The sequence below is a fragment of the Arthrobacter sp. TmT3-37 genome, assembly GCF_054510835.1.
This window is the reverse complement of record NZ_JBTNDU010000005.1, coordinates 118,383-139,696: the sequence shown is the minus strand read 5'-3', so window position 1 is coordinate 139,696 and position 21,314 is coordinate 118,383. Positions and strand designations below refer to the sequence as shown.

The 21,314-nt window shown below is 70.2% G+C and carries 18 protein-coding genes; 9 read left to right on the top strand and 9 right to left on the bottom strand.

Annotation, left to right across the window (positions count from 1 at the left end; all coding sequences use genetic code 11):
- Positions 1-127: 127 nt before the first annotated feature.
- The 7 genes from ACX80U_RS09275 (at position 128) to ACX80U_RS09245 (ending at position 8,852) form a co-directional block, all read left to right on the top strand.
- Complete coding sequence (locus ACX80U_RS09275) at positions 128-1,492, top strand: DUF6421 family protein (protein WP_459268171.1); 1,365 nt, start codon at positions 128-130, stop codon at positions 1,490-1,492.
- A complete protein-coding gene (locus ACX80U_RS09270; protein WP_133080615.1) occupies positions 1,489-2,208 on the top strand; it encodes an SDR family NAD(P)-dependent oxidoreductase in 720 nt (239 codons plus the stop codon). The genes ACX80U_RS09275 and ACX80U_RS09270 overlap by 4 nt, the downstream gene beginning before the upstream one ends.
- Before the next feature lie 7 nt (positions 2,209-2,215).
- Positions 2,216-3,286, top strand: coding sequence for a threonine aldolase family protein (locus ACX80U_RS09265; protein WP_133080616.1), 1,071 nt, complete (start codon positions 2,216-2,218; stop codon positions 3,284-3,286).
- A 107-nt stretch (positions 3,287-3,393) separates the two neighbouring features.
- A complete protein-coding gene (locus tag ACX80U_RS09260) occupies positions 3,394-4,020 on the top strand; it encodes a DUF3000 domain-containing protein (RefSeq protein WP_133081008.1) in 627 nt (208 codons plus the stop codon).
- Between the two features lie 83 nt (positions 4,021-4,103).
- Positions 4,104-5,393: an HRDC domain-containing protein gene (locus ACX80U_RS09255; protein ID WP_459268170.1), complete on the top strand. Its 1,290-nt coding sequence runs from the start codon at positions 4,104-4,106 to the stop codon at positions 5,391-5,393.
- 49 nt (positions 5,394-5,442) lie between these two features.
- Entirely contained in the window at positions 5,443-6,729 is a 1,287-nt protein-coding gene (locus tag ACX80U_RS09250) for a thiolase family protein (protein WP_459268169.1), read from the top strand.
- Positions 6,726-8,852 carry a 3-hydroxyacyl-CoA dehydrogenase NAD-binding domain-containing protein gene (locus tag ACX80U_RS09245; RefSeq protein ID WP_459268168.1) on the top strand — a complete coding sequence of 709 codons (2,127 nt, stop codon included), beginning with the start codon at positions 6,726-6,728 and terminating at the stop codon, positions 8,850-8,852. Before ACX80U_RS09250 ends, ACX80U_RS09245 begins: the two co-directional genes overlap by 4 nt.
- A 107-nt stretch (positions 8,853-8,959) precedes the next feature.
- Here the strand turns inward: ACX80U_RS09245 and ACX80U_RS09240 are convergent, their stop codons facing one another.
- The 5 genes from ACX80U_RS09240 to ileS form a co-directional block, all read right to left on the bottom strand.
- Positions 8,960-9,925, bottom strand: coding sequence for an aldo/keto reductase (locus tag ACX80U_RS09240; protein ID WP_208740988.1), 966 nt, complete (start codon positions 9,923-9,925; stop codon positions 8,960-8,962).
- A gap of 63 nt (positions 9,926-9,988) precedes the next feature.
- On the bottom strand, positions 9,989-10,405 hold the full coding sequence (gene ndk / locus ACX80U_RS09235) for a nucleoside-diphosphate kinase (protein ID WP_459268167.1): 417 nt from the start codon (positions 10,403-10,405) through the stop codon (positions 9,989-9,991).
- 90 nt (positions 10,406-10,495) lie between these two features.
- Positions 10,496-10,927: a DUF4233 domain-containing protein gene (locus ACX80U_RS09230; protein ID WP_208740985.1), complete on the bottom strand. Its 432-nt coding sequence runs from the start codon at positions 10,925-10,927 to the stop codon at positions 10,496-10,498.
- A 7-nt stretch (positions 10,928-10,934) separates the two neighbouring features.
- Positions 10,935-12,320, bottom strand: coding sequence for a bifunctional folylpolyglutamate synthase/dihydrofolate synthase (locus ACX80U_RS09225; protein ID WP_459268166.1), 1,386 nt, complete (start codon positions 12,318-12,320; stop codon positions 10,935-10,937).
- Positions 12,313-15,609, bottom strand: a complete 3,297-nt coding sequence (ileS, locus tag ACX80U_RS09220) for an isoleucine--tRNA ligase (protein ID WP_459268165.1) — start codon at positions 15,607-15,609, stop codon at positions 12,313-12,315. Before ileS ends, ACX80U_RS09225 begins: the two co-directional genes overlap by 8 nt.
- 422 nt (positions 15,610-16,031) lie before the next feature.
- Between ileS and ACX80U_RS09215 the strand changes: the two genes are divergently transcribed.
- On the top strand, positions 16,032-17,387 hold the full coding sequence (locus ACX80U_RS09215) for a cytochrome P450 (RefSeq protein ID WP_459268164.1): 1,356 nt from the start codon (positions 16,032-16,034) through the stop codon (positions 17,385-17,387).
- 64 nt (positions 17,388-17,451) lie between these two features.
- Here ACX80U_RS09215 and ACX80U_RS09210 read toward each other — a convergent pair whose 3' ends face one another.
- The 4 genes from ACX80U_RS09210 to ACX80U_RS09195 form a co-directional block, all read right to left on the bottom strand.
- Positions 17,452-17,847 carry a DUF7793 family protein gene (locus tag ACX80U_RS09210; protein WP_133080626.1) on the bottom strand — a complete coding sequence of 132 codons (396 nt, stop codon included), beginning with the start codon at positions 17,845-17,847 and terminating at the stop codon, positions 17,452-17,454.
- 123 nt (positions 17,848-17,970) lie between these two features.
- Positions 17,971-18,285, bottom strand: coding sequence for a winged helix-turn-helix domain-containing protein (locus tag ACX80U_RS09205; protein WP_459268163.1), 315 nt, complete (start codon positions 18,283-18,285; stop codon positions 17,971-17,973).
- Entirely contained in the window at positions 18,282-18,731 is a 450-nt protein-coding gene (locus ACX80U_RS09200; protein WP_208741300.1) for a hypothetical protein, read from the bottom strand. The genes ACX80U_RS09205 and ACX80U_RS09200 overlap by 4 nt, the downstream gene beginning before the upstream one ends.
- A 74-nt stretch (positions 18,732-18,805) precedes the next feature.
- The gene (locus ACX80U_RS09195; RefSeq protein WP_459268162.1) at positions 18,806-19,606 is read right to left on the bottom strand and encodes an SDR family NAD(P)-dependent oxidoreductase; all 801 of its coding nucleotides are present in this window, start codon (positions 19,604-19,606) and stop codon (positions 18,806-18,808) included.
- Between the two features lie 135 nt (positions 19,607-19,741).
- On the opposite strand from ACX80U_RS09195, the gene ACX80U_RS09190 reads away from it, so the two are divergent.
- Complete coding sequence (locus ACX80U_RS09190; RefSeq protein ID WP_459268161.1) at positions 19,742-21,262, top strand: SulP family inorganic anion transporter; 1,521 nt, start codon at positions 19,742-19,744, stop codon at positions 21,260-21,262.
- The last annotated feature ends 52 nt before the right edge of the window (positions 21,263-21,314 follow it).

Below are 21,314 nucleotides of genomic sequence, written 5' to 3'. Positions count from 1 at the left end.
CCGCGGTCGTCCGCTCCCGAGCATAAGACTTTCTGGAACTTCTCCCTCCGGAGTGTAAGAGGAGCTGTCCTGGTTGCTACGCTCGCGGCAACGGATCCGACATCCATGACCAGAGAAAGCAGGAGCCATGACCGTCACCCCGCTCGCGCCCGTCGACACCACGCCCCAGGAGCAGCCCGCCTGGCTCTCCCTCAAGGCAGCAGCCCAGGAGCTGCGCCTGTTGCAGGTCAAGGACGGTTCCATCCCGGAGCCGGAGCACCACGCTCCGGCCGCCGAGCTCACGGTCGCCATCACGGCCGCGATCACGGAGCTCGCTCCCCTGTTCCCCCACGACGCCGAGTACCTCCGGCGCACCGTCACGGCATTCGACGCCTGGCGATCGAGCGGATTCGCCGTTCCCGACTTCCTCGAGCCGCTGCTCGCCTTCCAGCCCCAGCAGGACCGCACGGACGGCCTCCAGCACCTCGTGGTGTTCCCCATGTACACCCAGAACGGCAGCACCAGCCGGCTCGTCGAGGCGGTGCTGATCGAGGTCCTCTGGCCCGAATTCATCGCCGAGCTCGAAGCGGGCGCATACTCGAACGGCCTGTTCGTGCCCATCCGGTTCCTCGACTTCACCGAGGGCTACAACACGAACTCCGCCGTCCTGTTCCCCGAGACCGTCGCGGTGAGCGAGACCCCGACCTTCACCTGGGGAGCCATCTTCGCCGACCGCGAGGCCGCCCGGTTCCGCCGCGTGGTCCGGGCAGCCGCCGACATCACGCGCCTGGAACTGCCGCAGGACGCCCTGGAACTCCTCGACGACCAGAAACTCACCGAGGAGACCTTCGTGATGTGGGACCTCATCCACGACCGCACGCACATGCGCGGCGACCTCCCCTTCGACCCCTTCATGATCAAGCAGCGCATGCCCTTCTTCCTGTACTCGCTCGAGGAACTGCGCTGCGACCTCACCGCCTTCCGTGAATCCGTCACGATCGAGAAGGACGAGGACGCGTCACCCGAGGCGCGGAAGCACGCGAAGCTCGTGCAGTACGCGGTCATCTTCGACCGCATCTTCCGCTTCAGCATCACCGGCAGCCGCGTGCGCAACTACGACGGCCTCGGCGGACAGCTCCTGTTCGCGTGGATGCACCAGCACCGCGTCCTGCACTGGACCGACACCGAGCTCACCATCGACTGGGACGAGGCGGCGGACGTCGTCGTCGCCCTCGGTGAGCAGATCGAGCAGCTGTACTGGCGCTCGATCGACCGGCCGAAGATCGCGCACTGGCTGGCCGCCTACGACCTGGTATCCGCCACGGTCACCCCGCACCCCGCATCGGTCTGGGCCAAGGGTCCCGACGCGCTCGAGCTCCTCGGCCCCCCGCGTGGCCTGACCGACGCCGTGCTCGACGACGAGTTCCCGCTCTCGATGTTCTTCGAGGCCCTCGACCGCAAGATGAAGCCGATCATCGAGTCCACCGCGGGCATCACGGCGGACGCGGCATGAGCGAGAGCACCGGCGGCCGGACCGCCGTCGTCGCCGGTGCCACCAGCGCATCCGGCAGGGCCCTCACGCGACGGCTCCTCGCGGACGGACTGACGGTGGTCGCCGTCGGCTCGGACGCCGGGCGGCTCGCCGAGGCCTTCGCGACGCTCGAGGGCGTGGACCGCCAGGAGTGCGACCTCACGGACGAGGCGGCGGTGCGGGTCCTCGCCGACCGCGTACGCGCCGACCACGGCGGCGCAGACGCCCTGTTCCACCTCGTCGGCGGCTGGCGGGGCGGCAAGGGGATCACCGCCCAGTCCACGGCGGACTACGACGCCCTGCACCGCTCGGTGTTCGTCACCCTCTTCAATACCAGCAGGGCCTTCTACGACCAGTTGGCCGAGCGGGGCGGACGCCTCGCGGCGGTGTCCGCCACCGCCGTCGCCGCCCCGACGGCCGGCAACGCCTCCTACGCCGCGGTCAAGGCCTCCGTCGACGCCTGGCTCCAGGCCGTCGCCGACGGCTTCGCCAGGGACGGCAGCGCGGCGGCATCGACCGCCGTCGTGGTCAAGGCGCTGGTCGACGACACCCTGCGGCAGCAGCACCCCGACCGGAAGTTCCCGGGCTACACGCACGTCGACGATCTCGCCGGCATCCTGGCGTCGCTGCTCGGGGCGCCTCCGGCGGACGTCAACGGGGCCCGCATCGACGCGGTGCGCGACGCGCATCGGGGATAATGGAACCGTGACCGACACCCTGACAACAGCCCCGTCCCTGCACGACCGCACCCAGCGGAGCTTCGCCTCCGACAACTACTCGGGCGTGCATCCGGAAGTCCTCACCGCGCTCGCCGCAGCGAACGAGGGCCACCAGGTCGCCTACGGCGAGGACCAGTACACCGCACGCCTGCAGGAGGTGATGGAGCACCACTTCGGCGAGGGCATCTCCATCTACCCCGTCTTCAACGGCACGGGCGCCAACGTGCTCTCGCTGCAGTCGATCCTGCCGCGCTGGGGCGCCGTCGTCTGCCCGCGGACAGCCCACATCAACGTGGACGAGAACGCGGCTCCGGAGCGGGTGGGCGGCATCAAGCTGCTGACGGTCCCGACGCCGGACGGCAAGCTGACTCCCGAGCTGATCGACCGTGAGGCGTGGGGCTGGGGGGACCAGCACCGCGCGCAGCCCCTGGCGGTCTCGATCACCCAGACCACCGAGCTCGGCACGCTGTACTCCGTCGCGGAGATCAAGGCGATCGCGGACCACTGCCACGCCCGTGGCATGCGGGTCCACATGGACGGTGCCCGGCTCGCCAACGCCGCGGCCGCCCTCGGCCAGCCACTGCGCGCCTTCACGCGCGACGCCGGTGTGGACATCCTGTCCTTCGGCGGCACCAAGAACGGCCTGATGTTCGGCGAGTGCATCGTCGTCCTGAACCCGGAGGCGTCCACGGGCCTGGAGTACCTGCGCAAGCTCAACATGCAGCTGGCGTCGAAGATGCGCTTCGTCTCGGCGCAGCTCATCGCCCTGCTGGAGGGCGACCTGTGGCTCCGCTCGGCGGGGCATGCCAACGCGATGGCCGCACGCCTGACCGAGGGCGTCCGCGGCATCAAGGGCGTGACGCTCACGCAGGAGACCACGGCCAACGCGGTCTTCGCCATCCTGCCTCCGGGCTCGGCCGACCGCATCCGCGAGAGCTTCCGCTTCTACGACTGGGACCAGGCCACCGGGGAGGTCCGCTGGATGTGCTCGTTCGACACCACCGAGGAGGACGTCGACTCCTTCATCGAGGCGATCCGTCGGGAAGTCTCCGCCTGACGCGGTCGGTGCGTCCCGGGCCGGATGCGCCCGCCCGCACACCCGTTGCGACGGCGCGCCGCCGCAGCAGCCACCCCCGCAGGGCATAACCTGCGGGGGTGAGTGCAATCGGCGGTATAACGCAACTACCTGCGGAATTCCTGGACGCCCTCGCCGGCCTGCGGCAAGCAGCCCGTCGCAGCGAGATCCGGCTCGAGGAGATCCCGGCGCCGTCGCGCCTGGCCCCCTTCGCGGTGGCACTCGGGGCCGAGGTCTTCGAGGCCACGCCCGTCCTGCCGCCACCGCTCCACGGCCCGGCCCGCACCCTCCTGCTCCCGCCCGAGCCCGAGGAGCTGGCGACCGGACGGTTCATCCTCCTGTACGATCCCGACGGCTCCGAGGTCTGGAACGGCCGCTTCCGGATCGTCACCTACATCCGGGCACAGCTCGAACCGGACATGGGCAACGACGCGCTCCTCGGCTCGGTCGCCTGGACCTGGCTGGTGGAAGCACTGGGCAATCACGGGGCACGCCACCACAGCACCGGCGGGACGGCCACGAGGATCCTCTCGGAGAGCTACGGGACGCTCGAGGACCGGCCCGACACCATCGACATCGAACTCCGCGCGTCCTGGACACCGGAGACCTCCGACGTGCGGAGGCACCTCGAGGCGTGGTCGGAGATGGTCTGCACCTTCGCCGGGCTGCCGCCGCTGCCCGACGGCGTCGCGCACCTTCCGCACCGCAGGTCCTGACTCCGCGCTGCACCGTCCGGTCCAGGGAGCAGCGCCGGGTGCTTTCCGGGCGCACACGCCCGCGGGGATAGACTGAAATCACCATGAGTTCCCATACCTCCGAACACACGGACAGCACCGACGCGTCCGATCCCGGCATACCCGCCGCACTCCCCCTGCTGACCGAACCGCGCGAAGGCGTCCCCCTCGTGATCGACACGCCCGCCGGGCTCGAGCGGGCGGCAGCGGCCCTCGCGGCCGGGACGGGACCCGCGGCTGTCGACGCCGAGCGCGCCTCCGGCTTCCGCTACGGACAGCGCGCGTTCCTCGTCCAGATCCGCCGGGAAGGTGCCGGGACGTGGCTGATCGACCCCGAGCCCTTCGACGACCTCCAGATCATCGATGACGCCCTCGACGGCGTCGAGTGGATCCTGCATGCCGCGAGCCAGGACCTCCCCTGCCTCGCCGAGCTCGGGATGTGGCCGGACAGGCTCTTCGACACGGAGCTCGCGGCGCGCCTCGCCGGACTCCCCCGGGTCGGCCTCGCCGCCGTCATCGAGTCGCAGCTCGGCTTCAGCCTGGCGAAGGAGCACTCGGCGGCGGACTGGTCCAAGCGGCCGCTGCCCGAGCCGTGGCTCCGCTACGCCGCGCTCGACGTCGAGGTCCTGGCGGAACTGCGGGACAGGCTCGCCGGCCTGCTGGAGGAGGGCGGAAAGCTAGGCATCGCCGAGGAGGAGTTCGAGCACATCCGCCGCACCCCGCCCGCCGAACCGCGCGTGGATCCGTGGCGCCGCACCTCGGGCCTGCACCAGTTGCGCGACCGCCGCCAGCTCGCCGCCGTCCGCCAGATGTGGCTGGAGCGCGAAGACCTCGCACAGCGCCGCGACGTGGCACCCGGCCGCCTCATCCCCGATTCGGCGATCGTCGCGGCGGCGCGCGCCATGCCGGCCACCGTCCCGCAGCTGCTGGCCACGAAGGGGTTCCACGGCCGGGCAGCGCAGAAGGAGGCGCCCCGGTGGCTGAGATGCATCAGCGACGCGAGGAAGCTCACCGACCTCCCACCCCTGCACGTGCCGACCAACGCGCCGCCCCCGCCCCGCATCTGGCCCGAGAAGGATCCCGAGGCCGCGGCCCGCTTGCAGACCGCGCGCCCGCGCGTCGCGCAGTGTGCGGAGAAGCTGGACATGCCGGTGGAGAACCTGCTCACGCCTGACTACCTGCGCCGCATCGCCTGGCGTCCGCCGGCCGAGATCTCGCTCGAGTCCGTCTCGGCGGCACTCGCCGACCTGGGGGCGCGCCCCTGGCAGATCGAGCAGGTGGCGGCGATCATCACCGTCGCATTCCTGGACCCCGATCCCCTGCCTGCGAAGGTGCGGGAGACGCCCGAAGGCTGAATCCTGGGCCGGCTCCTGTCGCTTGCACGCTATGTTACTCACCAGTAACATGATCGCTGACCTACATCTCGAAGAGGAGCAACAGGTGAGCCTAGATACCGGGACGGTGCCCGCACGCAGCGCGTCACGAGCCGTCCGCGACGTCGTCTTCGTCGACGGAGTACGCACCCCCTTCGGCAGGGCCGGCGAGAAGGGCATCTACGCCGGCATGCGCGCGGACGACCTCGTGGTGAAGTGCATCCGCGACCTGCTGCGCCGGAACCCGACCCTGCCGCCCGAGCGGATCGACGACGTCGCCATCGCCGCCACCACGCAGACCGGGGACCAGGGCCTCACCATCGGCCGCACCGCTGCCCTCCTGGCCGGGCTCCCCCGCACGGTCCCAGGATTCGCCATCGACCGGATGTGCGCCGGCGCCATGACGGCTGTGACCACCACCGCCTCGGGGATCGCCTTCGGCGCATACGACGTCGTCATCGCAGGCGGTGTCGAGCACATGGGCAACCACCCCATGGGAGCGGATGCCGATCCCAACCCGCGCTTCGTCTCCGAGCGCATCGTCGATCCGGCGGCACTGAACATGGGCAACACGGCGGAGAACCTGCACGACCGCTTCCCGTCGATCACCAGGGACCGGGCGGACGCCTATGCGGTCCGCAGCCAGCAGAAGCTGGCGCAGGCCTACGAGGCAGGGCGGATCCAGCCCGACCTGGTACCCGTGGCCGGCAGGAAGCCCGGTTCCGGCTGGACCCTGAACACCGTCGACGAGCCGCCCCGCCCGGGGACCACGGCCGAGGACCTCGCAGCGCTCCGGACACCCTTCCGTGCGCACGGCCGCGTCACCGCCGGGAATGCTGCCGGACTGAACGACGGCGCCACGGCAGCCCTGCTCGCCTCCGCCGACGCAGCAGCCGAGTTCGGTCTGCCCGTCCGCATGCGCCTGGTCGCCTACGCCTTCGCCGGTGTCGAACCGGAGGTGATGGGCATCGGGCCCGTCCCGGCCACGGAGAAGGCACTCCGGCAGGCAGGCCTGGAGATCGGCGACATCGGGCTGTTCGAGATCAACGAGGCCTTCGCGGTGCAGGTGCTGAGCTTCCTCGACCACTTCGGCATCGACGACGAGGACCCCCGCGTGAACCGTTACGGCGGCGCGATCGCCGTGGGACACCCGCTGGCCAGCTCCGGCGTGCGGCTCATGAACCAGCTCGCCCGCCAGTTCGAGGAGGACCCAGGCGTGCGCTACGGCATGACGACGATGTGCATCGGCCTCGGCATGGGCGCGACGGTCATCTGGGAGAACCCCCACCACGAGCACTACGGACAGGACGCAGCATGAGCTTCGAACGCTACGACGAACTGGCCGGCCTCGTCCCGACCGAGATCGTCACCCACTCCTACGTGCAGGACATCACCCTGCCCGAGGGCGCGGGCGTCCTCGCGCTCATCACGCTGGACAACGACCTCGACTCCACGAAACCCACCACGCTGGGCCCCACCACGCTCATCGAATTCGGCCGCACCCTCGAGGAGCTGAAGGAACGCGCGGCGCGCGGCGAGATCTCCGCCGTCGCCGTGACGGGCAAGCCCTACTTCCTCGTGGCCGGCGCCGACCTCAGCACCGTCAAGAGCGTGAAGTCCGAGCACCTCGGCCGGCTCATGGCCGAACTGGGACACGAGGCGTACGACCTCCTCGCCGACCTGGGCGTGCCGAGCTTCGCCTTCATCAACGGTGTCGCTCTGGGTGGCGGCCTCGAGATCGCCCTCGCCGCGAACTACCGCACGGTGTCCTCCGGGGCCAACGGCATCGGCCTGCCCGAGGCCTTCATCGGACTCGTGCCCGGCTGGGGAGGCGTCTACCGCCTGCCGCGGCTGATCGGCCCCGCCCATGCCGTCAAGGTGATGATCGAGAACCCGCTGAGCAACAACCGCAGCCTCGACGGCAGGGCCGCCTACGGGCTCGGCATCGCCGACGCCCTCTTCGAACCCGCCGACTACCTCGAGCAGTCCCTGCTGTGGGCGGCGCAGGTGCTCCGGGGCGGCGCAGCCGCAGCTGCCGTCGAGGAGCGGCGCGCCGAGCTCTCGCAGTACGACGACGCCGCCTGGACCGCAGCGGTCGCCGCAGGCAGGGCCTTCGTCGAGGCGAAGACCGGCAACGCCGCTCCTGCGCCCTCGCGCGTGCTGGATCTGCTCGAGTCCGGCCTCACCTGGTCGAGGCAGGAGTCGGCGGCGGCGGAGTGCACCGCACTGGCGGAACTGATGCAGACGCCCGAGTTCCATGCAACGGTCTACGCCTTCCTCGACCTCGTGCAGAAGCGCGGCAAGCGCCCGGCAGGAGCTCCCGACCGGAAGCTCGCGCGTCCGGTCTCGAAGGTCGGCGTCGTCGGCGCGGGTCTCATGGCCGGCCAGCTCGCGCTCCTGTTCGCCCGCCGGCTCAAGGTTCCGGTGGTCCTCACGGACATCGACCAGGACCGCGTGGACAAGGGCGTGGCGTACGTGCACGCGGAGATCGAGAAGCTGCTCGGGAAGAAGCGCCTGTCCCAGGACGCCGCCAACCGGACGAGGTCACTGGTGACCGGCTCGGTCTCCAAGGACGTCTTCTCCGACGCCGATTTCGTGATCGAGGCCGTGTTCGAGGAGATGTCCGTCAAGAAGCAGGTCTTCGCGGAGGTCGAGGCCGTCGTCTCCCCCGAGTGCATCCTCGCGACCAACACCTCCTCGCTGTCCGTGGCGGAGATGGCCGCGGACCTCGTCCATCCGGAGCGGGTGGTCGGCTTCCACTTCTTCAATCCCGTCGCCGCGATGCCGCTGCTCGAGGTCGTGCGCGCGCCCTCGACGGACGACGCCGTGCTGGCGACGGCGTTCGTGCTGGCGAAGGGCCTGAAGAAGAACGCGGTCCTCGTGCAGGACGCCCCCGCCTTCGTGGTGAACCGCATCCTCGGACGCATGTTCGGCGAGATCACCGCCGTCTTCGACGAGGGCACGGACGCCGCGACGGCCGACGATGCACTGCGTCCGATGGGTCTGCCCATGACGCCTTTCCGGCTGCTCGCCCTCGTGGGGCTGCCCGTCGGTCAGCACGTCCAGGAGTCGCTGCACGCGGCTTTCGGGGAGCGCTTCCACGTCTCGGCGAACCAGCGGACACTCATCGACGCCGGGATCAAGGGGTTGTGGGTGAAGCAGGAGGACGGCACCGAGACCGTTCCCGAGCAGACCCTGGCGCTGATGGAGCGCGGAACCAGCGCATCGTCCGCGGAGGACGTGCTGCGCCGTACGCAGGATGCGCTGGCCGACGAGATCGGGCGGATGCTCGACGAGGGCGTGGTCGCCGCGCCGGAGGACATCGATCTGTGCATGATCCTGGGCGCCGGCTGGCCGCTGCACCTCGGCGGCATCACGCCCTACCTCGATCGCGTCGGAGCATCCGAGCGCGTCATCGGGAAGACGTTCCACCGGGCCTGAACCGTACGCGCGGACAGGCAGGACGGCGATGGACCCCCGGCACGAGCCGGGGGTCCATCGGCGTCCGGTGCGGCGACCACGCGGCCCGGGACGGGACTGTCGCCGGGTCAGGCCGCCGGGCGGGGGAAGATGCCGTCCAGTTCGGCCAGATCCTCGTCCGACGGCGTCCAGTCCGCTGCGGCGGCATTCTGGCGCACCTGCTCGGGAGACGTGGCACCGGCGATCACCGAGCCGACGGACGGCTGGGCGGCGAGCCATGAGAACGCCACCTGGACCTCGCTGAGTTCACGTTCGGCCGCGAAGGCCGAGAACGCCTCGAGCTGGTCCCAGTCCGCCGTCTCCAGCACGTTTTTCCGGGAGTGCGTGAGCCGGCTCCCGGCGGGGACCTCGTCGCGGCGGTACTTGCCCGTCAGCAGACCGTTCGCCAGGGGGAAGTAGGGCAGCACACCGATCCCGTACGCCTCGACGGCCGGGACGACCTCCCGCTCCAGGCGGCGGTCCAGCAGGTTGTAGGGGTTCTGCGCGGAGATGAACGGCGTGTACCCACCGCTGCGTGCGGTGAACTCGGCCTCGGCGATCTGCCAGCCGGCGAAGTTGGAGTGTCCGAGGTACCGCACCTTGCCGCTCGTCACGAGGTCGTCGAGGGCTGCGAGGGTCTCCTCGATCGGCGTCGCGGCATCGGGGGCGTGGTACTGGTAGAGGTCGATCCACTCGGTGCCGAGGCGGCGCAGCGACGCCTCGACGGCCCGGATGATGTAGCGCCGCGATCCGCGCGCCCCCCAGTCGGGTCCGTTGACCCCGTTCATGTCCAGTCCGAACTTCGTGGCGAGGACGACGTCGTCGCGACGGCTGCCGAGCGCCTTGCCCAGTTGCATCTCGCTGACGCCGGGCGCCTTCCCGTACATGTCGGCCACGTCGAAGAGCGTGATGCCGGCGTCGATCGCGGCATGCACGACGGCGTCGGTGCCCTCCTGCGATTCGGAGGTGGTGCCGGCCCTGCCGAGGTTGTTGCAGCCGAGCCCGACGGTGGAAACGCTGAGTCCGGAGGAACCCAGTCTGCGATAGGTCATCATGGCCCTAACCTATCAACACAGTTGCCCCGGGCACATGACCCGGGGCAACCGATGACGCGGGTGTCAGGCGAACCAGATGCCGATCTCGCGCTCCGCCGACTCCGCCGAGTCGGAGCCGTGCACGAGGTTCTGCTGCACCTTGACGCCCCAGTCGCGGCCGAGGTCGCCCCGGATGGTCCCGGGCGCCGCTGCCGTCGGTTCGGTGGTTCCCGCGAGCGAACGGAACCCCTCGATGACGCGCTGGCCCTCGAAGACCGCGGCGACGATCGGACCGCTGAGCATGAACTCGACGAGCGGCTCGAAGAACGGCTTGCCCACGTGCTCCGCGTAGTGCTCCTCCAGGACTTCGCGGGAGGCACGGACCTGCTTCAGCTCCGCGATGGTGTAGCCCTTCGCCTCGATACGGGACAGGATGGTACCGGTCAGGCCTCGGGACACGCCGTCGGGCTTGACGAGGACAAGGGTGCGCTCAACGCTCATGGGAACTCCTGGGGTGGGCGCCGTCCGGGACGGCGCGGTGTCGGGTCGGGGAGGTGGTGGTATCAGGACCGACTCTACTAAAGCGGGCGGCTATTCCGGATTCGCCTTCTCCCACTCGGCCTGCAGCCGGTCCCGCTCCACGTTCTCGCGGTCCACGCGCATCCCCTGACGGATGCCGTAGAGCCAGGTCAGCGCGAACGCGATGCCCACCACGAACATGGCCGGTTCGAGGATGCCGCCCGCGATGATCACCAGCTGCAGGATCCAGCCGAGGCCGATCCCCCACCGCTTGGTCAGCACGGCGCACGTCAGCACGAGGACGACGCTGAGCAGCAGGCCCGAGGTCAGGATGACGGCGGGCGGGATCTCGTCGCGTCGCAGTCCGAAGACCGCGAGCGTCGCGAAGAAGACGACGAACGCCTCGAGCAGCAGGACCGTGGAGGCGAAGAGGATCTTCGTGGACCTCCGCTTCTTCGGCATGCCGGGCCGCCATTCGCGCTGTGCCCTGGTTCTGCGTGCCATGGCCTACCTACTTCCCCAGGAGCGTGCGGGCCTCGCCGACCACGGTGATGGAGCCGGTCACGAGGATGCCACCGGCGAGGTCGTTGTTGTCCTCGGCCTTCATGACGGCCCATTCGAGGGCGTCGTCGAGGCCGGGGGCGATGTTGATGTTCTCCTCGGCGAAGCCGGCCGCGAGGGCGGCCTGCAGGAGGTCCGCGGCGGGGACCGAGCGGGGCGAGGTGGACTGCGTGAGGCAGACGTCCTCGAGGATGCCGCCGAGCTCCTCGTGCAGTTCGGCGAGGATGCCTGCGGCGTCCTTGTCCTCGAGGATGCCGATGACCAGCACGAGCCGGGAGAAGTCGAACGCCTCGCTGATACCCTTCGCGGCGGCGCGGGCGCCGGCCGGGTTGTGGGCGGCGTCCACGATGATGCTCGGCGCGGTCCGGACGACCTCGAGGCGGCCGGGCGAGGTGACGGCGCGCAGCCCGTTGCGGATCAGCTCGGTCTCGAGCCGGCGCTCACCGCCGCCGAGGAATGCTTCCACCGCGGCGACCGCGACGGCCGCGTTCTCCGCCTGGTGCTCGCCGTGGAGGGGTACCAGCAGGTCGCCGTAGCGTCCGGCGAGTCCGGTGAGGGACACCACCTGCCCGCCGACGGCGACGGTGCGCGACTCGACACCGAACTCGACGCCTTCGAACCGGAACTCCGCACCCACCTCCCGGGCGCGCTCCAGGAGCACCTGCGCGGCATCCCGCGGCTGGATCGCGCTGACGAGGAAGGAGCCGGGCTTGATGATGCCGGCCTTCTCCAGGGCGATGTCCTCGACGGTGTCGCCGAGGAGGTCGGTGTGGTCGAGCGAGATGGGGGTGACCACCGCCACCTGTCCGTCGCCGACGTTCGTGGCGTCGGTGATGCCGCCGAGTCCCACCTCGATCACGCCGACGTCGATCGGCTCGTCCGCGAAGATCGCGAACGCGAGGATCGTGACGCACTCGAAGTAGGTGAGGCGGGGTTCGCCGGCGACCAGGAGCTCGCCGTCGATGATGTCGAGGTAGGGCTTGATCTCGTCCCAGACGCGCACGAACGTGTCGTCGTCGACGGGCTCACCGTCGATGCTGATGCGCTCCGTGACACGCGAGAGGTGCGGGCTGGTGAAGCGGCCCGTCCGCAGGTCGTGCGCCAGCAGGATGCTCTCGATCATCCGCGCCGTCGACGTCTTGCCGTTGGTGCCGGTGATGTGGATGATCGGGAAGGCCCGGTTCGGCTCCCCCAGGATCTCCATGGCCCGGTGCAGGGGGGCCATGCGCGGCTCCATCCTGTTCTCCGGCGCGCGGCCCAGGAGTTCCGCGTACACACTCTCCACCGAGAAGGCGTCCAGTCCTGGGCCGCCCCCGGTGCCGTTGGTGTCATCCATGCTGCTGTTCCCGCTTTCCGACGGTGATGCTGAAATCGCTGCCGGCGTCCTCGGCAGCGGTGATGCGGAGCTCCACCGTGAGGGTCTCCGCCCGGATCAGGTCGGCGTTCGCCTCGAGTGCCCCGACCTGCCCGGGCGCGACACCGATGGTGGTGGTGATGCGGTCGCTGATGTCGAGGTCGGCGTCGCGCCGTGCCTGCTGGATGGCGCGGATCGCGTCGCGCGCCGTGCCCTCCGCCGCCAGCTCCTCCGTGACCTCGGTGTCGAGGACGAGGAATCCACCGCCGGGCAGGACCGTCACGGCTTTCGACGCGGCGTCGTTGCCCTCCACCACGGTGTCGAGCGTGTACTCGTGCGGCTCCAGTCCGAGGCCACCGGCGGTGACGCCGCCGTCCTCGTCCACCGACCAGTCGCCGGACTTCGACGCCTTGATGACGCTCTGCACGTTCCTGCCGAGGCGCGGGCCGGCGGCGCGGGCGTTGACCACGAGGCGCTGGGTGATCCCGAACTCGGCCGGTTCGGCATCGGCCGAGTCGACCAGGCGGACGCCCTTCAGGTTCAGTTCGTCCGCGATGATCGCGGAGTACTGGCCCGAGAGGTCCGCTGCGCCGGGCGCGACGACGGTCAGCTCCCGCAGCGGCAGGCGCACCCGCAGGTTCGCGGCCTTGCGGAGGCTGGAGCCCACGGAGCACACCTGGCGCGTACGGTCCATCTGCTCGACGAGGTCAGGGGCGGCGGGGAACGCGGCGGCCTCGGGCCAGTCCGTGAGGTGCACGGACCGACCGCCGGTGAGCCCTCGCCAGATCTCCTCCGTCACGAGGGGAAGCAGGGGCGCCGCGACGCGGCACACGGCCTCGAGGCACGTGTAGAGCACGTCGAAGGCGTCCGTGTCCTCGTCGAAGAACCGCTGGCGGCTCCGGCGGACGTACCAGTTGGTGAGCGTGTCCAGGTAGCGGCGCAGGGACTCGCAGGCGTCGCTGATCGTGAAGGCGTCGAGTGACTCGGTGATGTCGCGCACGAGGTTGCCGGTGTTCGCGAGGATGTAGCGGTCGATCGGCTCACCCAGCCGTGCCGCGGCCTCGGGTGTCACGGTCTTCGCCTCGTAGCCCGCGCCGCCGGCGGCCGCGTTGGTGTACAGGCTGAAGAAGTGCCAGACGTTCCACAGCGGCAGGATGACCTGCCGCACGCCGTCGCGGATGCCCTGCTCGGTGACCACGAGGTTGCCGCCGCGGAGGATCGGCGAGGCCATGAGGAACCAGCGCATGGCGTCGGAGCCGTCGCGGTCGAACACCTCGGAGACGTCCGGGTAGTTGCGCAGGCTCTTGGACATCTTCTGCCCGTCCGAGCCGAGCACGATCCCGTGGCTGATGACATTGCGGAACGCCGGACGGTCGAACAGGGCCGTGGACAGGATGTGCAGCATGTAGAACCAGCCGCGCGTCTGCCCGATGTACTCGACGATGAAGTCCGCAGGGTTGTGCGTGTCGAACCACTGCTCGTTCTCGAACGGGTAGTGCACCTGGCCGTAGGGCATGGATCCGGAGTCGAACCAGACGTCGAGGACGTCCTCGACGCGGCGCATCGTGGACCGGCCGGTCGGGTCGTCCGGATTGGGCCGGGTGAGTTCGTCGATGAACGGACGGTGGAGGTCCACCTCGCCCTGCTTGTTCAACGGGAGCCTGCCGAAGTCGGCCTGCAACTCGGCGAGCGAGCCGTACACGTCGGTGCGCGGGTACTCGGGGTCGTCCGACTCCCAGACCGGGATGGGGCTGCCCCAGAAGCGGTTGCGGCTGATGGACCAGTCGCGCGCGTTGGCGAGCCATTTGCCGAACTGGCCGTCCTTGACGTTGCCGGGGATCCAGGTGATGTCCTGGTTGAGCTCCACCATGCGGTCGCGGATCTTCGTCACCTCGACGTACCACGAGGACACCGCGCGGTAGATGAGCGGGTTGCGGCACCGCCAGCAGTGCGGGTAGCTGTGCACGTAGCTGGCCTGCCGTACGAGGCGTCCCTCGGTCTTCAGCACGCGGGTGATGTGCCGGTTCGCCTCGAAGACCTGCAGCCCGACGATCTCCGCGAGCGGGCCCCTGCCGAACATCGGCAGGAACTTCGCGCCCTCGTCGACAGAGAGGATCACCTGGATGCCGGCGTCCTCGCAGACCTTCTGGTCCTCCTCGCCGTAGGCGGGTGCCTGGTGCACGAGGCCGGTGCCGTCCGTCGTGGTGACGTAGTCCGCCACGAGGATGCGGAAGGCGTTGCGGTAGCCGCCCTCCTCGGGGTCGGCGAGGTAGTCCCACAGCGGCTCGTAGGTGAGCCCTTCCAGCTCGGTCCCGAGGTGGCGGGACGTGACGGCCTCGCGTGCGGCGGCGGCGTCGGCGAAGCCCAGGTCCTTGGCGTAGTTGCCCAGCAGGTCCTCCGCCAGCAGGTAGCGGCCGGCCTCGCCGTCGCGCTCCCCGACCACGACGACGTAGGAGATGTCGGGCCCGACGGCGAGCGCGGCGTTGGTGGGCAGCGTCCACGGCGTCGTGGTCCAGGCGAGGGCCTGCACGCCCGCGAGGTCCTTCGACAGGGCCGTTGGGCCGGCGAGGATCGGGAACGTGACCGTGACGGTCTGGTCCTGCCGGTCCTGGTACACGTCCTCGTCCATCCGGAGTTCGTGGTTGGACAGGGGCGTCTCGTCGTTCCAGCAGTACGGCAGGACCCGGTACCCGCTGTAGGTCAGGCCCTTCTCGTGGAGCGTCTTGAACGCCCAGAGGACGGACTCCATGTACTCCGGGTTGAGGGTCTTGTAGTCGTTGTCGAAGTCCACCCAGCGTGCCTGGCGGGTCACGTAGTCGCGCCACTCCCCCGCGTACTTCATGACGGAGGCCCTGGCGGCGTCGTTGAAGTTGTCGATACCCATGGCGAGGATCTGCTGCTTGTCCGTCATCCCGAGCTGCTTCATGGCCTCGAGCTCGGCGGGCAGGCCGTGCGTGTCCCAGCCGAAGCGCCGTTCCACGCGGTGGCCGCGCTGCGTCTGGTACCGGCCCACGAGGTCCTTCGCGTAGCCGGTGAGGAGGTGTCCGTAGTGCGGGAGGCCGTTGGCGAAGGGCGGGCCGTCGTAGAACACGAATTCGTTGGAACCGTCGACGCCGGGATCCCGGGCGTCGATCGACGCCTGGAAGGTGCCGTCCTCCTGCCAGTAGCGGAGCACGCGTTCCTCGAGTTCGGGGAAGCGCGGGGAGGCGCTGGTTCCGACGGAGGCACCGCTGTCGTCGGGCGACACGGCTTTGGGGTAGATCTGCGGCATGGTTCTCATCCTGTGTGCGGCGGCGTCGGGGAGTGCAGGAATCCTGCCGTGAGGACGGTTCCCCTTCCGCCCACCACCGGTTGCCTGACCGGCCGCGGGGGTCCAGGACCCGCGGTACCACCTCACTTGCCGCCGTCGTCCGCCGTGCCACTGGCACGGCAGCCGGGGCCGCCGCTCGTTCCGGCTGTGACGGGCCACCCGTCCGGTTCTACGGGCCGCCACGGAGGGCGGCCTTTCTTCCGGAAGCTCACCGGTGATCGCCGGGTCGACGCTTGTGTGCCCAGTCTAGCGCCGCCGCGATTTCCTTGTCGAAAGGGGACCTGCACATCCGCCGGGCCGGCGGGCGCTGCGAAAGGCGTTGTGGTCCCCACCCGCGCGCGGCAGGCTGGAAGGGACCCCGACCGCGACAGGATGGAGACCGCATGCCGACCCCGACCCTCCCCACCGCGTCCGCACCGGACACCGCACGGCTGCTGCTGGGAGTCTTCCTGCCGACCGTCGCGAAGGGACCCATCATCCGGCGTCCAAGGGTGGTCGGGCTCTCCGCCCGCCTCGGCCTCGACACGAGGGCCGTCCGCATCCTGCAGGCGATCCACGCGAAGTACCCGTCCGGCCCCCTGATGCTGAAGCTCCCGATCCGGAAGCAGGCGGTGGTGCTGGCGCCCGAAGACGTCCACACCGTCCTGGTCGGTTCGCCCGAGCCGTTCTCGCCTGCGACCACCGAGAAGCGCGCCGCCCTGTCCCACTTCCAGCCCGCCAACGTCCTGATCTCCCAGGGGCAGGTCCGCACCGTCCGGCGCGCCCTGCAGGAGCAGGTCCTCGACACCAGCCATCCGGTACACCACCTCGCGGATCGATTCGTCCCGGTGGTGGAGGAGGAGATGCAGCAGCTGCTCGCGGAAGCCTCGTCCCGCGGGTCCCTGCCGTGGGGCGATTTCCTGGACGCGTGGTACCGCGTGGTCCGTCGCGTGGTCTTCGGGGACCACGCGCGGGACGACAAGGAACTCACCGCGATGGTGATCAGGCTGCGCAAGGACGGCAACTGGGCGTTCCTGAGGCCGGTGCGCAGGAGGACGCGCGAGCGGTTCCTGGCCCGCGTCGGGCACGAGCTCGCCCACGCCGAACCCGGGAGCCTCGCCGCGGTGCTGGCCGCCGCCCCGAAGGGCGACGGCGCAGAGCCCGCGGAGCAGGTCCCCCAGTGGCTCTTCGCCTTCGATCCGGCCGGGATGGCGACCTTCCGGGCCCTGACGGTCCTCGCCACGCATCCGGAGGCGATGGCGGTCGCCCGGGACGAGGTGGACGGGGACGAGTCGGGGCGCCGGTTCCTCCCCTACCTACGAGCCGTCGTCCTCGAGTCACTCCGGCTCTGGCCGACCACCCCGATGATCCTGCGGCAGACGACCGCGCCCGTGCAGTGGGCGCAGGGTCGGATGCCCGCGAAGTGCGGCGTCCTGATCTACTCGCCGTACTTCCACCGGGACGAGCGCCACGTCCAGGGTGCCCACGATTTCTCGCCGGAGCGCTGGCTGTCCGGCGAGCAGGACGACTGGCCCCTCGTGCCGTTCAGCGACGGACCGGTGGTGTGCCCGGGGAAGCAGTTGGTGCTCCTCCTGACGAGCGCCGCGCTGGCCTCGCTGGTGCACGGGCACGATTTCGGCGTCGAGGACGGTCAGGCCCTCGATCCGGCCCGCCCCCTGCCCGGCACCCTGGACAACTTCTCGGTGCGCCTGCGCGTCGCGTCGCGGACGAGCGCCCACGACACGGCTCCTCCGGCCTGAGGGGCAGGCGGCGTTCCTCCCGGACCCGCCGACCTTCCGGCCGGGGACTCCGGGGACGCAGTCCTCAGGTCGCGGCTCCGCTGTGCGGATGATCGCCCAGCCAGGCCCGCGCCCGGTCGGAGTCCTCGAAATGACGGGTGGGGTACGGCGGCCGGTGCACCCGCGTGAAGAACTCGGTCAGGGTCCGGTCGACGGCTGACGGTCCCACCAGGGCCATGGCTGCGATGTTCAGGCCGGAGGCGAACCGGTGCAGGGCACCGCGGCTCAGCGACACCATGCCGTTCAGCTCCACGAGCATCGGCGGGCAGAGGTCGGGGCTGAGCCGGTTCGCCCGCTCGACCAGGGCCTCGGCCATCTCGTCGCTGACCGTCGCGCTGCGGCTCCACTCCACCCAGAGGACCGCGTCCCTCATCTCGGCCGCGAATGCTGCCACGTCCGTCCCGCTCGGCTGATCGTCCACGCTGTCCGTCCCCCTGTCGGTGCAACACCTGCCCAGAGGCACCCTACTCCGGGTCGGGGAGCGCCGGACGGAATCGGCAGCGGGCGGCAGGGCCCTCCGTGGCGGAGAGCTCTGCCGCCCGGCTCAGAAGGTGCCGGCGATCTCCCGCAGCGCCGCCAGATGGTTCCGCCATACGGCGTCCCCGGCCTTCGTCATGGTCAACCAGGTGCGGGGGCGCTTCCCGATGAAGCCCTTGCGGACGCCGACGTAGCCCGCGGCTTCCAACGCCGCCACCTGCTTGCTGAGGACCGAGTCCGAGACCTGCAGGTGGTCGCGGAGGGTCGCGAAATCGATCTCCTGGGTCTGGGCGAGCGCGGCCATCAACGAGAACCGGACCGGGTGGCCCAGCGTGTCGTCCAGCTGGTGGCGCGGGTGGGCGGGCGTGTCCTGCGTGCTCACCTGCGGGCCTCGTACCAGGCGCACGCCGTCGTCGTGAGGGTGATGAGCGCCGCCATGAGGGCCGAGAACCACAGCTCGCCCTCGAGGACCGTGCCACCGAGCACCATCGCCGCCACCCACAGCAGGGCCCACGCCCCGATGTAGTACGCCCATCGGACGCCGAATCCGCGCTTGTTCGCCTGGGTGAAGACGGCGGCCATCGTCGTGAAGATCAGGATCCAGACCATCATGGTGACGATCGGGAGGACGACGGGCGTGCCGGGCGCCTGCGCCGCGAGTCCGAGGGCGACGACGCCCATCGCCGAGACGGCGCCGAGACCGAGCAACGTGGCGATCTGCGGCCAGCCCGCACCGGTCCTCACACTTGCGCCGATCTGGTCCGCCTGCGCGAGCAGTGCCTGCGCCTCCCCCGCGCCCGGGTGACCGGTCTTCGTGGTATCGCTCATCGTCGTGCCCCTTCCGAGTAGTTGCTGATGGAACCACTATCGCAACTACTTTCCGGATTGGCAAGTACTTTCGATCAGGTGGTGGAGCGGAGCACCTTGTGGTTCGCCGCCTGGGCCAGCGGGCGCAGGACGAGCTGGTCGATGTTCATGTGATGGGGCACGTTGAGGGTGAAGGCCACGGCATCGGCGACGTCCTCGGCCGTCAGCGGGTACTCCACGCCCTCGTAGACCCTGTCCGCTGCACCCTGGTTCCCGCCGAGTCGGTTGAGCGAGAACTCCTCCGTGCGCACCATGCCCGGGGACACCTCGATGACCCGGATGTTGTTCCCGGCCTCCTCCAGCCGCAGCGAACGCGCCATCGACTCCTGTGCGGCCTTCACGCCGCAGTACCCGGCTCCCCCCTCGTAGGCCGCGAGCGCGGCGGTGGAGGTCAGGAACAGGACGCTGCCCTGGCCCCCGTCGCGCAGTGCCGGCAGCAGCGCGCGGGTCATGCGCATCGAGCCGAGCACGTTGACGTCGTACATCCGCTGCCAGTCCTCGATGACGGACTGCCCCACCGGGTCGGCCCCGAAGGCTCCGCCGGCATTGTTGACGAGCGCGTGCACGGGGCCGCCGGCGGTCGCCGCGGCCGTGAAGGCATCGACGGACGCCTGGTCGGTGACGTCCAGGGCGAGGGCCGTGGCGCCGGTCTCCGCCGCGAGGGCCTCGAGCCGGTCCACCCGGCGGGCTGCCGCGACGACGTCCCAGCCGTCGCGGCGGAGGGCGCGCACGGTCGCCGCGCCGATACCGGAACTGGCTCCGGTGACGATGGCGCGCAGGGCGGAGGGGGCCGGGTCGGCGGGCGCGCCGAGGGGCGCCGGGGATGTCTGGGTCATGGGGCCACTGTAGCCATCCCGGGGCGATCCTGTGCCTCCGGTGGACCGACCCGGAGAAGGCCGCGCGCAGGTAACGTTGAGCGGGGCCCGCGCTCTTGTGCCCTCCGCTGCCCCACCAGAAGGAACCGACGCACCATGACATCCGCAGGACGCACCATCACGGACACCCCCCTCTCGCCCAGGGAACGATCCTCGGTGAGGCTGGCGCTCCGGACCCCGCGGCTCCTGAAGACCGAGGTGCTCGCCGGCCTCGTCGTGGCGCTGGCGCTGATCCCCGAGGCCATCGCGTTCTCGATCATCGCCGGTGTGGACCCCCGGCTCGGCCTGTTCGCGTCGTTCACCATGGCGGTCTCCATCGCCTTCCTCGGCGGCCGGCCCGCGATGATCTCGGCCGCGACCGGCGCGGTCGCCCTCGTCATCGCACCCCTGGTGGACAGCCACGGCCTCGACTACTTCATCGCGGCCGTCATCCTCGGCGGGCTCATCCAGGTGATCCTCGGGATCGCCGGCGTCGCACGGCTCATGCGGTTCATCCCCCGCTCCGTCATGGTCGGTTTCGTGAACGCCCTCGCCATCCTGATCTTCGTGTCCCAGGTCCCCGAACTCCTCGGCGTCCCCGTCCTCGTCTACCCGATGGTCGCCGTGGGCCTGCTGATCGTCTTCGGCCTGCCCCGCCTCACCAGGGCCGTGCCCGCACCCCTGGTCGCGATCGTGGTCCTGACACTGTTCACCATCCTCGCCGGCGTGCCCGTGCCGACCGTCGGCGACAAGGGAGACCTGCCCGAGAGCCTGCCCGCGCTGTTCCTCCCCGACGTCCCGCTGACCCTCGAGACCCTGCGGATCATCGCTCCCTTCGCCCTGGCGCTCGCCGCCGTCGGACTCCTCGAGTCCCTCATGACCGCCAAGCTCGTGGACGACATCACCGACACCCGGTCCGACAAGACCCGCGAGTCGTGGGGCCAGGGTGCCGCGAACATCATCACCGGCTTCTTCGGCGGCATGGGCGGCTGCGCCATGATCGGCCAGACCATGATCAACGTGAAGGCCTCAGGGGCCCGCACCCGCATCTCGACGTTCCTCGCCGGGATCTTCCTGCTCGTCCTCGTCGTCGCCCTCGGCGACATCGTCGCGCTCATCCCCATGGCCGCGCTCGTCGCGGTCATGATCTTCGTCTCGATCGCCACCTTCGACTGGCACAGCATCACCCCCGCCACCCTGAGGCGCATGCCCAGGAGCGAGACCACCGTCATGCTCGCCACCGTGATCGTCACCGTCTGGACGCACAACCTGGCGATCGGCGTCGGCGTGGGTGTCCTCGTGGCCATGGTGGCCTTCGCACGCCGCGTGGCCCACTTCGTCACCGTCGACCGCACCGAGGACACGGTGGACGGCGAGCGGCGCGTCACCTACGTGATCGACGGCGAGCTGTTCTTCGCCTCCTCCAACGACCTCTACATGCAGTTCGAGTACGCGGCGGACCCCCACCACGTCACCATCGACCTGCGCCGGTCGCACCTGTGGGACGCGTCGACCATCGCCGCCCTCGATGCCGTCTCGGAGAAGTACCGCTCCCACGGCACGGAGGTGGCCGTCGTCGGCCTCAACGAGGCGTCCGCGTCGATGCGCGACCGGCTGCGCGGACAGTTCGGCGCCTGAGCCGCGGGAGCACCGCGCACGGCGGGCCCGCCGCCGTAGGGAACAATGGAGG

Bases quoted from the DNA above. Each gene is read 5' to 3' on its own strand.
- ACX80U_RS09275 (WP_459268171.1), top strand. From the start codon at position 128: ATGACCGTCACCCCGCTCGCGCCCGTCGACACCACGCCCCAGGAGCAG.
- ACX80U_RS09270 (WP_133080615.1), top strand. From the start codon at position 1,489: ATGAGCGAGAGCACCGGCGGCCGGACCGCCGTCGTCGCCGGTGCCACC.
- ACX80U_RS09255 (WP_459268170.1), top strand. From the start codon at position 4,104: ATGAGTTCCCATACCTCCGAACACACGGACAGCACCGACGCGTCCGAT.
- ACX80U_RS09250 (WP_459268169.1), top strand. From the start codon at position 5,443: ATGATCGCTGACCTACATCTCGAAGAGGAGCAACAGGTGAGCCTAGAT.
- ACX80U_RS09245 (WP_459268168.1), top strand. From the start codon at position 6,726: ATGAGCTTCGAACGCTACGACGAACTGGCCGGCCTCGTCCCGACCGAG.
- ACX80U_RS09240 (WP_208740988.1), bottom strand. From the start codon at position 9,925: ATGATGACCTATCGCAGACTGGGTTCCTCCGGACTCAGCGTTTCCACC.
- ndk (WP_459268167.1), bottom strand. From the start codon at position 10,405: ATGAGCGTTGAGCGCACCCTTGTCCTCGTCAAGCCCGACGGCGTGTCC.
- ACX80U_RS09230 (WP_208740985.1), bottom strand. From the start codon at position 10,927: ATGGCACGCAGAACCAGGGCACAGCGCGAATGGCGGCCCGGCATGCCG.
- ACX80U_RS09225 (WP_459268166.1), bottom strand. From the start codon at position 12,320: ATGGATGACACCAACGGCACCGGGGGCGGCCCAGGACTGGACGCCTTC.
- ileS (WP_459268165.1), bottom strand. From the start codon at position 15,609: ATGCCGCAGATCTACCCCAAAGCCGTGTCGCCCGACGACAGCGGTGCC.
- ACX80U_RS09215 (WP_459268164.1), top strand. From the start codon at position 16,032: ATGCCGACCCCGACCCTCCCCACCGCGTCCGCACCGGACACCGCACGG.
- ACX80U_RS09200 (WP_208741300.1), bottom strand. From the start codon at position 18,731: ATGAGCGATACCACGAAGACCGGTCACCCGGGCGCGGGGGAGGCGCAG.
- ACX80U_RS09195 (WP_459268162.1), bottom strand. From the start codon at position 19,606: ATGACCCAGACATCCCCGGCGCCCCTCGGCGCGCCCGCCGACCCGGCC.
- ACX80U_RS09190 (WP_459268161.1), top strand. From the start codon at position 19,742: ATGACATCCGCAGGACGCACCATCACGGACACCCCCCTCTCGCCCAGG.